Source organism: Arthrobacter globiformis (genome assembly GCF_003261175.1).
In the GTDB taxonomy this organism is placed as follows: domain Bacteria; phylum Actinomycetota; class Actinomycetes; order Actinomycetales; family Micrococcaceae; genus Arthrobacter; species Arthrobacter globiformis_A.
Map to the genome: position 1 here is coordinate 87,759 of NZ_QLNP01000062.1, position 13,549 is coordinate 101,307.

A 13,549-nucleotide genomic window follows, 5' to 3' on the forward strand; every position below is an offset into this window, starting at 1 on the left:
CATCGACTCACAATGTGGTTAGCGGGAGAACAGCAATGACGCACCCCTTACAGCCTGAACCTTCGAAGTTCGCGGTTGAGCTCAACGGATGCACCAAGGAGTTTGCAACTCCCGGCGGCGGATCGTACTTCGCGGTCCGGGACATCGACCTCAAGGTTGAGCCCGGACGGTTTGTTTCCATCGTCGGGCCGACGGGATCGGGCAAGTCCACCATCCTCAACATGGCTGCGGGACTCCTGAATCCTTCCTCCGGCACTGTCCACAGCTTCGGTGAGGCCGTCCACGGGGTGAACCGCCGCGCCTCCTACATGTTCCAGCAGGACGCCCTGCTGCCATGGAAGTCGGTCATAGACAACGTCAGCCTCGGGCTCACCATGGCCGGGGTCTCCAAGGCCGAGGCCTACGACGAGTCCCGCCGCTGGCTTGAGAAGGTGGGATTGAAGAACTTCGCTGACCGGTACCCCCACCAGCTCTCCGGCGGCATGCGCAAGCGCACCGCAGTTGCCCAGGCCTGGATCGTGAACCCGGACATTTTGCTGATGGACGAGCCTTTCTCCGCGCTCGACGTACAGACGCGGCAGATCATGGAGAACGAACTCCTCCAGCTCTGGCAGGAATCGGACAAGGCCGTCGTGTTCATCACCCACGACCTGGACGAGGCCATTGCCCTGTCCGACGAGGTGGTCATCCTCGGGGCCGGACCGGGCAGCACCGTCGTCGGCAGCTACGAGATCGACATCCCCCGCCCGCGCGACCTCCTTGATATCCGGGACGATCCCAAATTCGTCGAACTCCACAGGGAAATCTGGGGGCGCCTCAAGGTTGAGGTATCCAAGACCTACGAATCAGCACGGGAAGAGGAAGAGAGCGACGCAGCATGACTGTGGCACCAGTTTCCAAGAAAACACAGCGCTTTCCCCTCCGGAAGGACCGGGGTGCACCGGCAGCCCAGCACCCCAAACGCAGGCGGGGTGAAGCATCGAACTTCTCCATCCGGATGGGACAACTGGCCCTGGCCGCCGTTGTCCTCGGCGCGTGGGAAGTGCTGGGACGCGTTGGCGTCATTGACCCGTTCTTCTTCCCCCTGCCCTCCGACATCCTGATGACGGTATGGGTCTGGATCTCCAGCGGCTTCGTCTTCCCGCACCTGTGGATCACCCTGCAGGAATCGATCCTGGCATTCCTGACGGGTGCCGCGGCCGGCCTGGTCCTGGGCTTCCTCCTGGCGAGGGTCCTTTTCCTGGAGCGGCTCCTGGATCCGTTCCTGCAGATGTTCAATGCCCTTCCCCGGGTGGTGCTGGCCCCGATCTTCCTGCTCTGGTTCGGCCTCGGGATCTGGTCAAAGGTGGCCTTCGGCTTCACCCTGGTGTTCTTCATCGTCTTCTTCAACACCCTCGAAGGCGTCAAGAGCGTGGACCGGGTCCTCGTGGACAACGCACGCATGCTGGGGGCGTCGGAGAAGCAGCTCCTCCGCCACGTCTTCATCCCCAGCGCCCTGACCTGGATCTTTTCCAGCCTGCACATCAGCGTAGGTTTTGCCATCACCGGCGCCGTGGTGGGTGAGTACCTCGGGGCGTCTGCCGGTGTGGGCTACGCCATCGCCCAGGCCCAGGGTGTCTTCGATACCAAGGGGGTCTTTGCCGGCATGTTCATCCTGATGTTCGTGGTCCTGATCATCGACCTCCTCGTCAACCGTCTCGAACGGCGCCTCCTGAGGTGGCGCCCGGTCCGGTCCTCGTAACCCATCACCATCACCGCCTGAAAGGGAACCCCATGACACAGCACCAAACCCGGCACCGGCGCCGGAACCTCTTCCGTCCCCTGACCCTGCTTGCCTCCGCTGCCCTGGCCCTCTCGGCCTGTGGCGCCCCTGCGGCTGCACCTCCGGGCCAGGGCGGGACCGGCGCTGCCGGCGGGGAAGGCACCAAGGTGATCATCGGCGTCGGCGGCCAGACTCTCCTGACCTACCTTCCCACCACGCTGGCCCAGGAACTGGGCTACTACAAGGATGAGGGCCTGAACGTCGAACTCCAGGACCTGCAGGGCGGCTCGAAGGCGCTCACCGCGATGGTGGGCGGCAGCACAAACGTCACCAGCGGATACTACGAGCACACCATCCAGATGCAGGCCAAGAACCAGCCCATCAAGGCGTTCGTTAACATGGGCCAGTCGTCCGGACTTGCCCTCCTCGTGTCGCCGAAGAATGAGGGCAAGATCAAGTCCATCGCGGATCTCAAGGGCAAAAACGTCGGCGTGACCTCACCGGGGTCCTCCACTGACATGTTCGTCAAGTTCCTGCTGGCCAAGAACGGCCTGAAGCAGACAGATGCCGCCGTATCAGCCATCGGCGCCGGTTCCTCTGCCGTTGCCGCGGTGGAGCAGAACCAAGTGGATGCGGCGGTGATGCTCGAACCTGACGTCTCCGTCCTCGCGAAGCGGATAGGCCACGATCCGGTGCTGCTGGAAGACGTCCGGACCGTGGAGGGGCTGAAGGAAGTATTCAACACCGGCTCATGGCCGTCCTCCTCCCTCTACGCGAAGACCGAATGGCTGGACCAGAACAAGGAAACCGCGGGCAAGCTCGCCAAGGCGATCAAGCGCACCCTCGAATTCGTCGCCGGCCATTCCGGCGAGGAGATTGCCGCGAAAATGCCCGAGAAATTTGCCGGCGGAGATAAGGCGCTCTACGCCAAAGTCATTGAGGACCTGAAGAAGACGCTCAGCAAGGACGGATCCTTTACCGAGGACGGCGCCCAGGCGGTCCTGGAGACACAGCGGGTGGCCAACCCGGAGGTCGGGGACAAGGACATCAAGCTGGCGGACACCTACACGAACGAATTCGTAAAGTAGCACCATCCAGCAGGCACGCCATCCGCACCGGATGGCGTGCCTGCGGCCGTTACCACGTGACTGCGGCCGGTACCGTGCCTGCGTCCGCCAGCGCATTCCTGCGAGGAGAGCTCCCAATGCCCGAGACACTGACCCACAAAATCCTGGCCAGCCATCTCGCGTCCGGCGAGCTGGCTCCCGGCGCCGACATCACCGTCGCCGTCGACCAGATCCTCATCGAGGACGCCACCGGAACCATGGCCGCCATGCAGTTCGAAATGCTCGGCGTGGATTCCGTCGCGGTGCCGCTGGCGGTCATGTACGTCGATCACAACGTCCTGCAGATCGATGACAAGAACATGCAGGACCACCGCTACCTCCGGACGTTCTCCGCCCGCTACGGGCTGCGCTACTCCCCCGCCGGGCACGGCATCTCCCACTACATCCACCTTGAGCACTTCTCCCGGCCGGGCCAGGTCCTGGTGGGCGCGGACTCCCACACCTCGACGGCGGGCGCCCTGGGCATGTTCGCCCTCGGCGCCGGCGGGCTCGAGGTGGCCGTGGCGATGGCGGGCTACGGTTTCGACTTTGTGTGCCCCGCCGTCGTGGGCGTGGAACTGACGGGCACGCTCGGGCGCAACGCCGAAGCGAAGGACGTGGTGCTGGAGCTCCTGCGCCGCCACGGCGTGCGGGGCGGCCGCGGGAAGGTGTTCGAGTTCTACGGCGAGGGTGTGGCGTCCCTGTCCGTCTCGGCGCGGGCCACCATCTGCAATATGATCATCGAAACGGGTGCTGCCACAGCCATCTTTCCCTCCGATGACCAAACCCGCGAGTGGCTCCGGGCCCAGCGGCGCGAGGACCAGTTTGTCCCCCTGGCGGCAGACGCGGGAGCCATGTACGACGACGGGGAGCAGCTTGATCTTTCCGGCCTCGTTCCGCTCGTGGCGCTGCCGCACTCACCAGGCAACGTCCGTCCCGTGTCCGAGCTGCCGCGCACCGAGGTGGTCCAGGTCTGCGTCGGTTCCTCTGTGAACAGTTCGTACGAGGATCTCGCCACCGTGGCGGCCATCCTAAAGGGACACACGGTCCATCCGTCCGTACAGCTCACGGTCACTCCCGGATCGCGGCAGATCCTCCAGACGATCATCGCGTCCGGGGTGTATGAAGACCTCATGGGAGCCGGGGCGCGGATGCTCGAGCCCGTGTGCGGCCCGTGCGTGGGCATCGGGCAGGCCCCAACGGCGGGCGCGCCGTCGCTGCGGACCTTCAACCGTAATTTCCCGGGCAGGAGCGGCACAGCCGAGGACTGCGTGTACCTGTGTTCACCGTCGACCGCTGCTGCGAGCGCATTGCACGGTGCGATAGTCGATGCCTCCACTGTCAGCCGCGGCGAACTCCACCCCGCAACGCCACCAAACCCGGAGGTCCACGATCTGCACATTGCCGGCGTCCTGCCCTTGGAGAGCCGGCGCGCCATCGAGATTGAGCGCGGCAGCAACCTGGTCCCGCCGCCACAGCCGGAACCGCTCGCGCCGGACGTCGACGCCCGGGTGCTTATCGTCGTCGGTGATGACATCTCCACCGGCGATATGGCTCCCGACGGGGCCATCGCCATGTCGGTGTGGTCCAACATCGCCGTGTGCGCGCGCTTCATGTTCCGCCGCCTGGATCCCGGATTCCACGACCGGGCCCTGGAATGGGGCGGCGGAATTATTGTCGGCGGGGAAAACTACGGGCAGGGTTCATCGCGGGAACATGCCGCCCTGATCCCGTTGTACCTGGGGGTCCGGGTGGTCGCCGCCCGGAGCTATGCCCGGATCCACCGCCGCAACCTCATCGCGGCCGGCATTGTGCCGCTGATCCTTCCCCTCGACGTGCAAAGCTCAACCGGGCAGCGCTGGGTGATCGACGGGCTTGCTGATGCCCTGGTCGGTGGTGACCGCTCCGTTGCCGCCCGCGTGGACGACGGGGATGCGGAACTGATGCTCGGGCTCGACTTCTCGCCGGCCGAACGCGCTGTCCTCACCGCCGGGGGCCTGCTGGCCCAGGTGCGGACCGGCGGGCGCTCCCCGCTGGCCAGTGACGCCGTCGTCCAGGACGACGCGGCAGGCGCTTCGCAGAGCCGGTCCGCACGGTGAGGCAGGCCGCCGTCGAACCGGATCGGAAACCGGTGCGCCGGCCGGGACAGCGCGCCACCGCCATCGCCGCACTGACAACTGTGGTGGCGGTGCTGCCGGTCTTCCTCGTCGGCGGCATGGCTGTCCAGCTCGAGCAGGATTTGGGCATGACGGCGTCGGCACTCGGTGTCGCGGTGGCCACCTTCTGGGCTGTGTCAGCACTGCTGTCTGCCCCGGCGGGGTATGTGGCGAGCGGACTCGGGCTTCGCCGCGGGGTTCCGCTCGCCGTCGGCCTGGGGTTCGTTGCGCTGGCCGGCATCGCGTTTGTCACTCCGCACTGGGCCTGGCTCATCGTCTGGCTCGCTCTGGCCGGCGCAGCAAACGCCCTTGTCCACCCGCTGTCCAACGGCCTGATCGTGGACCAGGTGGCGGTCCGCAACCGCGCTTTCTCGTTTGGCCTCAAGCAGGCTGCCATTCCGACGGCAACGCTCACCGCCGGCCTGTCGGTCCCGGTGTTCGCCCTCACCGTCGGGTGGAGCTGGACCTTTGCGCTGGCGGCACTGTTGGCGACGGCGTTGATCCCGGTGCTCCTTCGCGCCCTCCCCCGTGACAGCAGCGTCCGCCGGCGCTCCGGCAAGGCTGCCCGTGAGCCTCTTCCGCGGAGGCTGAAGCCCTTCCTTTTTGCGACGGCGGCAGCCAGCGCGCTGGGAGCCGGGCAGGCCAATGTGGTGGGTGCCTTCACGGTGACCATGGCGGTGCAGGCGGGGTTCGATGCCGCCGGCGCGGGCCTGTTGCTGGGCGCTGCCAGCGTGGCCGGGATTCTGGCGCGGCCGCTGGTGGGTATCGCCGCAGACCGGGGAATCGGCGGCTCGATGGCCACCGTGGCCCTGATGATGGGGGCCGGAAGCCTGGGGCTGCTCGGCATGGCGTCCGGCTTCCCGGTCGCCTACGGAGCCGGAGCGGTCGTCGCGTTCGGGTTGGGCTGGGGCTGGAACGGCCTGGCCCATTACGTGGTCTCCCGCACGGCGCATCCGTTTACCCTCCAGGCCACGGGGATCACGCAGAGCGGTACCTACATCGGCGGAACGCTGGGGCCGTTGCTGTTCGGGATCGTGTTTTCCCAGTTGGGTCCGGCCGTGGGGTGGGCGCTGGCAGCTGTGGTGGCTGCAACCGGGGCAGGAGCCTCGCTCATCGCGTTCCGCTTGGAGAAGGGTTTGCGCGGCGGGCCCGCCCCGGCATAATCCGAAGCCCTCGGACGGCTCAGGCCACCACCTAGCGTCTGCCGGAAGATTACTCCGGGTTTTTGTCCAGCTGTCGCGGCCTGAATCGTGCCAGGAGGACGACGGCGGGTGCTGGCCCGCCGACGAACAGCTTCGGCAGCCTGCCTGCCGAAGCTCGATGGGGGTTTAACAACCTTTCCCGGGACGCTCCGCGACGACCACCCTAAGCCACGTGACGTTACGAGCTGACGTCTCGGCCATCAATCTCGTCAGCGACAAAGGCTGTTCCGAGGGCCTTGATGAGACGGTTCCTAATCCTGGACTTCCGCTCCTCCACAAATAATGTGAAATGTTCCAGATCGAGGACAAGACCGTCCAAATCATTTTCCGCCAGGTACGTTGACCGTTTCTCATCGCTCGGGAACGCCCCTGCGACCCAGTTGGACGGCAGGGCATCCTGCTTTTCGATGTTGGCAATACCTGCGAGCAATTGGAGGTTAGGCAGAAGGTTGACGGCGGCGAGGTACTCATCAATCTTGTCAGCGGCAATTCCGGCCTCGGCCAGCTTCTTACTCGTAAACCGAGACTTTGGGAAGATGTGGTCCTCGTGGAACTTTTTACTCAAATCGAGACCCGGGTAGAGCACCGACAGCACGGAAAAGGTTCGTTGTCCGGCATACTTGAGATTTAGCAGCTCGTCAATTTCGGCTGCTTCGAAGGTCAGGCTTTTACCGGCCGCTGTCATTGCCGACTCAACAGCCGCAACCGGGAACACCGTGCTCGTGTTGGCTCGTAGGGCATCACGGACGCGAGTGAGCAGCGTGTCTAAGCCTGATCCCCAGATGCCCCGCTTCATCAGCGACCGGGTGACCCAGTGCTGGAGAACGAGACGGTCGGCCGCGTCGGCCCTGGAGTCGAGGTAGAAGTCCCCGGCGCCACGCAGGTGCAGGTAATGCGCGAGCGGGATAATTACGCTATTGGCAGTGAGGTTGCGTTCGTTGTAGCCGAACTGTTGGAGCAGTATCGCCGCTCTCAAAAGTGAGCCCTTGATCTTTGGCCAGGCGGCCTCAACCTTAGCCATGTTCACTTGGGTGAAGTTGCTGACCTTGAACCGGACGTCTACATCGGCGATGGTCAACGCGGTCTTGAGGACGACGTCCTTGGAGAATGAGAACTGGCGACCAGCATTTCCGTTGAGGTCGCTGACAAGCGACCGCACCTCTTCACGGGCGTCGAGTTCCCGCCACTGGTTGGTGGCCATTGACAACAGCAGGTCCGAGTACGAGAGTGTGGTTCCGCCGCTGTTCACCCGCACGAAGATTTCCAGAACCTTGTCTGGGTCCTGATCAGTGACTAGGAAGTAGTTCATCGGTTTGAGGATGCGAACCGCGTCATAGAGGTCGAACATCCGCTGGAACGCATCCCCCGGCTTGGCGATGTTACGTCTTTCCAGCTCCTTCATGATCGCCGGGCCAGGATTAGCGAGGTCGAGCACCGCCCCAACACGGAACCACTTGTCCTCGCCGCTTTCCTCGCATGCAGCCTCACGGTCAGTAAGAAAGCGTAGGTCGTACTTAAGGCCTAGTTCCTCATCAGCGGGGTCGTCAACGAGGTTCAGGTAGAGCCGCTTGACGGGGAAGCCCTCGGGGCCGTTCCACCACGCGTACTTCTTCTTCTCAGCGAAGCTTCCGTAGAGGGCGATGTTCAACGAGGTCAGACGCTGCTGACCATCGAGCACTGCTGTGGTTCCGCTACCCGCTGGGACTGTGGCCTTGGTCGCGTATGGATTGTCGCGCTCGTGGTAATTCGTGAGGAACTCGTAAAACGTGTATGACTGGGCGGTCTCTGGCTCAGCTGCCCACAGCAGAAATGAACCAACTGGGTACCCGCGCATAAGACTGTCAACAAGCTTCGTGATCTGGCTAGCATCCCAGACGAATTCACGCTGGATCGCAGGCATGAGGTACTCATGCTTATGGATGGCGGTGAGCATGTCCTCGATGCTTCGCGGTGTCTGGAACGACATTACGGTACTCCCTTTGGTGAGTCTTGGCGCTGAACTGAGTTGGTTCTCGTGTGTTGGTCTTGGCTTCGGCGGCGGCGGCGGTCACGATGTCGTCGTGGCTTTAGTGACGAGGCCTGGGCCGCGATGCGGGTGCATGACAACGAGGAATCCTCCTAGCAACGGAAGGCGACGACGGCCCGATTCAGTCTTCGGGGGAAAGATGCCCGGCCGCGAAGGCCGGGCCATCCTTGTGCACTGAAGCTGCACGCTCCGGTCAGTGCCACATGCTCGTCATAGTCACTAGAGACCAGTCTTGCTCACTCCGTACTCGGCCTGCGCCGGGGTGAAACCGTTGTAGAGCAACTGGTCGATCAGTTCCGCGCGCGAGAAGGCCGTGAACTCCAGGTAGCTCTTGGCTTTCTTGACCGACTGCTCGTTCCAGTCGACAGTCACGCGGTCAACGGCCCAGGTCGCATCCGCAACTGAAAACTTGTTGTATTCCAGTTGCGAGATCAGTTCTGTTCGCGAGAAGGCAGTGAAGTCCAGGTAAGACTCAGCTTTCCGCAGGGCGTTCTGCTGGCTGATCGTCCCAGCTTCAGCAGCAGCTTTTGCAGCAGCTGCAGCTTCCGCCTTAGCCTTGGCAGCAGCGTCAGCCTTGGCTTTAGCCTCCGCGGCAGCCTTTGCCTTAGCCTCCGCAGCCGCCTTGGCCTTGGCCTCCTTGGCAGCGGCGTCAGCCTCAGCCTTCGCCTTGGCAGCGGCGTCAGCTTTAGCCTTTGCTTCAGCGTCAGCCTTCGCCTTTGCCTCCTTGGCGGCCGCATCCGCCTCAGCTTTGGCGATGGCGGGATCCTGCGTTGTGGTCTCTACGGGAGTTGCAGCCGCTGAAGCGACAGCGGAGTCATCCACGCTGGAAACAGCTGTGCCCGAGTTTGGGGCAGCCTCGCCGCGGGTGGCGTTGAAGATAATGCTAATGAGGATGAAAGCGCCCGTGACGATCAAGGCCACTTTCTTGTGCTTGTCGTACCCCTCCAACGTGAGACCCTGCCTGTCGCGGGTCTTGTTCGCCAGTACGAGGATGAGGTCAATGAGAGCCCATATGCCCAGACCACCGAAGGTGATCAGTTTGAGGATGCCGGTTCCGACTTTGCCCAGATAGAACCGGTCCACGCCTAAAACGCCGAGGAGGAGGGAGAGCAGCCAGGTCACGAGGAAAGACTTGTTACTATGCTTTGCCTGTCCCCACTGTGAGTACCCATAAGCGGCGCCCGTCATCGGCGGCTGCTGGGACATTTGCGGGTACGGGTTCTGGTTCTGGACCTGCCCCGGGTACGTCGGCTGGGCGGGCTGCCCAGGGTACGGAGCCTGCGACTCCGGCGCCATGGCCGGCTGCCTCTCGGGTTGACCGGGGGCGGAAGCCGCCCGATGTGTCGGAGGCTGTTCAGGGTAAGACTGGGACATGCTGTTCCCTTCGATGGCGTCGTGCGAATCAACTCGTCTTGAGGGCATCTGGACTTCCCATCGAAAGCCGGCTTCCCCCAAGCCGGGTACCTCCCTTTCATTCTTGGGCCACAGAATCAATTTCTGCGTTGAATTAGCCATGCTGAATGCAAGGTTCTGCGCAGGATTGCGCAAAGGTAGTGTGCACAGATTGGCCGAGAAATAATCGCGGGAATTGTCAAGAAAGCGGCAGCCGCGGACCTAGTCTTTCTCGGGGGCAGCTGTGACCGGCCGAACCAGCTTTTGACCGAGCACTCTCCTCACGAGGGCGCCTCGCTTTCGTTGTAGCAGGCATCCGGCCCTTCGAGGAGGTCCTCGGCGGCCCCGGACACCAGCTCCAGATCTAGCGCATCCAGGTGGAACGACAGCCGGCCTCTGTATTCGTCGCCCCCGGCGTGGGCGTCGAACCCCGCACCGAGGTCTGACTCTGGGAGTCCGTTATGATCCGCGACGGCAAGCCCATCGCGCACCTGCAGGAAAACATCTCCACCCAGCCGAATAGTTTCGCCGGGAGTGCCGCCGCGCCCCTGAAAATCAAGAACGACGGCGGCACTACTCCGCTCACCGCCCTCAACAAAGCATCAGGCGGGGGCCTCGGTCCCGAGGAGTGCCAAATCGGCCTGAGGCAGGTGGGCCCTGGCGGCGCCAAGCTGCTGGACCTGCGCGCCTCGGACCCCGTGCTGGTCCTTTACGCAGTACGTGCGGCACGCGAACCGGCCCCTCTAACTGGCGAAGCGCCTCATCGCCGACCGCGCCTGGATGTTGCCTAGAAGTGCTCGCAGTGCGGGGCATAGTCCGTGAAGGGCCGGCCGTCGAAGACTACACCAGGATCCATTCCTGGGTGGACGGCCTGACGTCTAAACGGTCGTCCGATTGCGGACAGTGGCGGTGCTGTTCGTCGTCACTCACCCGGTGGTCGCCATTGCATCCCGCCCCAACCTGCTGGGGAGCTGACGACCGAAAGTTCATTTTCAGCCTTCCACGTAGGCGCGGGGGACAGCCTCAGACTCGCCCCTTCGGTGAGCCAAATTCCGGGTGGAGCTTGAGTACAGTATCGAATGCGTCAACTCTGGCGGGGCAGTACCTTTCAAGAACCTTGAGGAAGTACCCGAGCTCCATTTCGGGATCAGCAGCTTTGGTGAGGCCAACGATTTCTGCTTCGAATTCCGTCTGCTTGAAAAGACGCGCGGAGGCACTTTCCCCGTAGGTGGTCAGAGAGGCATTGCAGAAGGGCTGGGCATCCTTTTGCATTCGGTCATCAAGCCACTGACCCCCGTCCGTTCCCCCGACGTAGCCGATGGCGACAAGCTCGCTGACCCAATCTCTCGACGTCGATGTCGGAGTGGGTGTCGCCTCGTTCGAGGCTGTCGAACTTCCCGCCGGGGATTCTGAGACTGAGGGCGGCGCGGATGCACATGAACTCAGTGCAAAGCAGACGATAGCGGCGAGGATAATGCGTTTCAAGGTGGTTCGTTCCCTCATTAGAGATAATGCGACAGATCATGTTACCCAGCTGCCACGCCTGTCATGCAGACGCCTGCGCTGTTGATGACCCGTTTAGCATCGCGGCAGCGTAGCGGGCGTCGACGATTTCTCCAACGCCCTCGAATAGAGCTGCAGAGCTATTCATGTGCCATGACCATTCAGTGGTCCGGGCTGTCCGGGCCTATCCCGGAAAACTGCTCGGATCAGGCCTGGTTTCGCCGGTCCACGCTTGGCCATCCCAGTAGCCGAGGACTCCCGGGGTTCCTGTTGGGTACCAGCCCGCCGGAGGCCTGGGCGGCTGATGAGGAAGCGCGGCAGACTTTTCCACCGGAGCTTCCGCATCATGGACAGAATCCTGCTGAGGAGTGACCGGATTCGCCGTCGCCACCCGGCGCACGCCTTTGTAGTTTTCGGCTGACAGCCGTTGGACAAGCTCGCGGGCGACCTTCATCGAGGTCGTGTGGTGCGTCCAGGCTGTGCCATCCCAGTAGCGTGCGGTGCCGTCGCCCTGGTTGTACCAGCCGTCACGCGGGCCGCCGGCGTTCAGACCGGCAACCAGAAACTCCGAGAACCGGGCAGTGATTCTGTCCGAGGCTTGAGGTGACGGCGTCGTGAGGTTGAACATGTACGTTTCGACGTGGGTATCGGCTTCGACCTGGCTCATTCGGCCGGCATCAACCTCTGCGTCTGCCCATTCACGCATCCGCTGGTACTGCTGGCGCCTTACTTCGGCCAGCTGAATAGCAGCGAGTTCGGCTTGGACAGCGTTCTGCTGTGCCAGAGTCCGCTGGACATTCAACTGTTGCCGGCCAGTGATAAAGCTGCCGACATTTGCCGCAGTGTTGAGGCGGTTGCCCTTCATCTTGCCCATGGCGCAGGTCCTCTATCCAAGGCGTCCCGGCGTGGAATTACGCCGGGCTGTGTCTGGACGCCTTGACCGGATGAAGGCCCAAACACACAACTGGATTTTATCTCATACGAGCTGCCAGGACATGGAAGCCCCGCTGCCAGTTCAGCCCAGGTCTGGAGCACCCCGTCACGAGCCGATCCCCGCCGCCCGGACCGGACCAAGGGGCAATATCTTGTCGCCGACACCCACTATCCTGGGTCCCCGTCCACGCGGTTGGGCAGGAGGTCGAGGACGGGAAAGTGGAGGGTCGACATCTTCCGCTTGGCCACCTCGTGAGAGGACCACGACGGGCACCTGCCGGCCTTGACTGAGATGACGCCCAGCCTAGCCCCTGTTCCCATCCTCCGGCAACGCGGCATCCGGGCGGCGGGTTGAAGAAGCGTATTCGTTCTGACTACGTGCGGCACAGCTATCACCGCTTGGACCGAGCCAAGTCTGGATTATCTGTATGAATACACCCAGGGGTATCAGGCAACGTCAGGCGACAGTTGCCCCCACAGGCTCCGACGCAGCAGCTGCCGAAGAATACGCCAGCAGCGTCTCCACCAAATGCGGCGCGAAGTCCCCCTCGAGCGCCAGCACCACCCGGCACCGCGCCCCCGGTTGCTCCGGATAATCCATATACAAACCGCGCAGGTCGCAGACGGTCTGCCCCCGGCTGGGCCCGGACGTGGTGTCGACATCCACATGCACCACCGGCGCAACGGCAGGGGTAACCGCCCCCACCGCGAGGGCCGCGGCGAGGGGATCGTGCATAGCCGAGCAGGCACGGCCGAACAGGCCTTCGTAGAACCGGAAGTAGTAGCCCAGCATCTCCCCCAGCGCCCGCGGCACCGCGCCGGACGAGGCCAGCAGCTCCTGCCGGTGGTTCTCCTCCAGCACGTTGGTCATGGTCACGTCCAGCGGCACCAGGGTCACGTTCCAGTCGGCGGACAGCACCAGGGCGGCGGCCTCGGGGTCGTTGGCGATGTTCGCCTCCGCCACGGGCGTGAGGTTCCCCGGGGCCAGGGCCGCGCCGCCCATGATGGTGATCTCCGCGACCAGCTGCGGCAGGGAAGGCTCCAGCCGCAGCGCCTCGGCGATGTTGGTCAGCGGGCCGATGGCCAGGACCCGCAGCGTGCCGGGGTGCTCCTGCGCCAGCCGCACCAGCATCTCCGCGGCGGTCTCCGGCGCCAGCCCAGCGGCCGCCATCGAAAGCTCAACCTCGCCGATGCCGTTGGCGCCGTGCACCCACGGCGCTCCCCCGCCGAAGGAACCGGCCAGAGGGTCGTGCGCGCCAAGCGCGACGGGGATGTGCGCGTGCCCGGCGAGCTCCAGCAGGTCCAGGGTGTTGCGGGCGCCGACGGCGGCACTGACGTTGCCGCTGACGGCGCCGATCCCCCGCACGTCCGCCTGCGGGGAGGCGAGCAGGTAGGCCAGGGCGAGGGCGTCGTCGATGCCGGTGTCACAGTCGAGGTAGAACGGGAAGCTGGTCATGGGTGGTTCTTCT

At 63.8% G+C, this 13,549-nt stretch carries 11 protein-coding genes; 6 read left to right on the plus strand and 5 right to left on the minus strand.

Annotation, left to right across the window (positions count from 1 at the left end):
• Nucleotides 1-35 precede the first annotated feature (35 nt).
• The 5 genes from DBZ45_RS04685 (at nucleotide 36) to DBZ45_RS04705 (ending at nucleotide 6,187) form a co-directional block, all read left to right on the plus strand.
• Complete coding sequence (locus DBZ45_RS04685; protein ID WP_111902784.1) at nucleotides 36-881, plus strand: ABC transporter ATP-binding protein; 846 nt, start codon at nucleotides 36-38, stop codon at nucleotides 879-881.
• Nucleotides 878-1,741 carry an ABC transporter permease gene (locus tag DBZ45_RS04690; protein ID WP_223256923.1) on the plus strand — a complete coding sequence of 288 codons (864 nt, stop codon included), beginning with the start codon at nucleotides 878-880 and terminating at the stop codon, nucleotides 1,739-1,741. The genes DBZ45_RS04685 and DBZ45_RS04690 overlap by 4 nt, the downstream gene beginning before the upstream one ends.
• 32 nt (nucleotides 1,742-1,773) lie before the next feature.
• A complete protein-coding gene (locus DBZ45_RS04695) occupies nucleotides 1,774-2,850 on the plus strand; it encodes an ABC transporter substrate-binding protein (protein ID WP_111902785.1) in 1,077 nt (358 codons plus the stop codon).
• Between the two features lie 116 nt (nucleotides 2,851-2,966).
• Nucleotides 2,967-4,967, plus strand: a complete 2,001-nt coding sequence (locus DBZ45_RS04700) for an aconitate hydratase (protein ID WP_111902786.1) — start codon at nucleotides 2,967-2,969, stop codon at nucleotides 4,965-4,967.
• Entirely contained in the window at nucleotides 4,964-6,187 is a 1,224-nt protein-coding gene (locus DBZ45_RS04705; protein ID WP_111902787.1) for an MFS transporter, read from the plus strand. The genes DBZ45_RS04700 and DBZ45_RS04705 overlap by 4 nt, the downstream gene beginning before the upstream one ends.
• Nucleotides 6,188-6,404: 217 nt before the next feature.
• Here DBZ45_RS04705 and DBZ45_RS04710 read toward each other — a convergent pair whose 3' ends face one another.
• Nucleotides 6,405-8,192 (minus strand): DUF262 domain-containing protein, encoded by a 1,788-nt coding sequence (locus DBZ45_RS04710; RefSeq protein WP_111902788.1) that lies wholly within the window; start codon nucleotides 8,190-8,192, stop codon nucleotides 6,405-6,407.
• 279 nt (nucleotides 8,193-8,471) lie between these two features.
• Nucleotides 8,472-9,440 carry an Ltp family lipoprotein gene (locus DBZ45_RS04715; RefSeq protein ID WP_223256924.1) on the minus strand — a complete coding sequence of 323 codons (969 nt, stop codon included), beginning with the start codon at nucleotides 9,438-9,440 and terminating at the stop codon, nucleotides 8,472-8,474.
• 665 nt (nucleotides 9,441-10,105) lie between these two features.
• Between DBZ45_RS04715 and DBZ45_RS04720 the strand changes: the two genes are divergently transcribed.
• Nucleotides 10,106-10,435 carry a hypothetical protein gene (locus DBZ45_RS04720; RefSeq protein WP_190243009.1) on the plus strand — a complete coding sequence of 110 codons (330 nt, stop codon included), beginning with the start codon at nucleotides 10,106-10,108 and terminating at the stop codon, nucleotides 10,433-10,435.
• Nucleotides 10,436-10,667: 232 nt separating this feature from the next.
• Here DBZ45_RS04720 and DBZ45_RS22605 read toward each other — a convergent pair whose 3' ends face one another.
• The 3 genes from DBZ45_RS22605 to DBZ45_RS04735 all read right to left on the minus strand — a co-directional run bounded on the left by DBZ45_RS22605 (nucleotide 10,668) and on the right by DBZ45_RS04735 (nucleotide 13,536).
• Complete coding sequence (locus DBZ45_RS22605) at nucleotides 10,668-11,129, minus strand: hypothetical protein (RefSeq protein ID WP_146617453.1); 462 nt, start codon at nucleotides 11,127-11,129, stop codon at nucleotides 10,668-10,670.
• Nucleotides 11,130-11,331: 202 nt separating this feature from the next.
• Entirely contained in the window at nucleotides 11,332-12,021 is a 690-nt protein-coding gene (locus DBZ45_RS22885) for a DUF2510 domain-containing protein (RefSeq protein WP_190243010.1), read from the minus strand.
• A gap of 516 nt (nucleotides 12,022-12,537) precedes the next feature.
• Nucleotides 12,538-13,536, minus strand: coding sequence for a nucleoside hydrolase (locus DBZ45_RS04735; RefSeq protein ID WP_111902791.1), 999 nt, complete (start codon nucleotides 13,534-13,536; stop codon nucleotides 12,538-12,540).
• Nucleotides 13,537-13,549: the final 13 nt, after the last annotated feature.

Bases quoted from the DNA above. Each gene is read 5' to 3' on its own strand.
- DBZ45_RS04685 (WP_111902784.1), top strand. From the start codon at position 36: ATGACGCACCCCTTACAGCCTGAACCTTCGAAGTTCGCGGTTGAGCTC.
- DBZ45_RS04695 (WP_111902785.1), top strand. From the start codon at position 1,774: ATGACACAGCACCAAACCCGGCACCGGCGCCGGAACCTCTTCCGTCCC.
- DBZ45_RS04700 (WP_111902786.1), top strand. From the start codon at position 2,967: ATGCCCGAGACACTGACCCACAAAATCCTGGCCAGCCATCTCGCGTCC.
- DBZ45_RS04710 (WP_111902788.1), bottom strand. From the start codon at position 8,192: ATGTCGTTCCAGACACCGCGAAGCATCGAGGACATGCTCACCGCCATC.
- DBZ45_RS04690 (WP_223256923.1), top strand. From the start codon at position 878: ATGACTGTGGCACCAGTTTCCAAGAAAACACAGCGCTTTCCCCTCCGG.
- DBZ45_RS04720 (WP_190243009.1), top strand. From the start codon at position 10,106: ATGATCCGCGACGGCAAGCCCATCGCGCACCTGCAGGAAAACATCTCC.
- DBZ45_RS04735 (WP_111902791.1), bottom strand. From the start codon at position 13,536: ATGACCAGCTTCCCGTTCTACCTCGACTGTGACACCGGCATCGACGAC.
- DBZ45_RS22885 (WP_190243010.1), bottom strand. From the start codon at position 12,021: ATGGGCAAGATGAAGGGCAACCGCCTCAACACTGCGGCAAATGTCGGC.
- DBZ45_RS04715 (WP_223256924.1), bottom strand. From the start codon at position 9,440: ATGACGGGCGCCGCTTATGGGTACTCACAGTGGGGACAGGCAAAGCAT.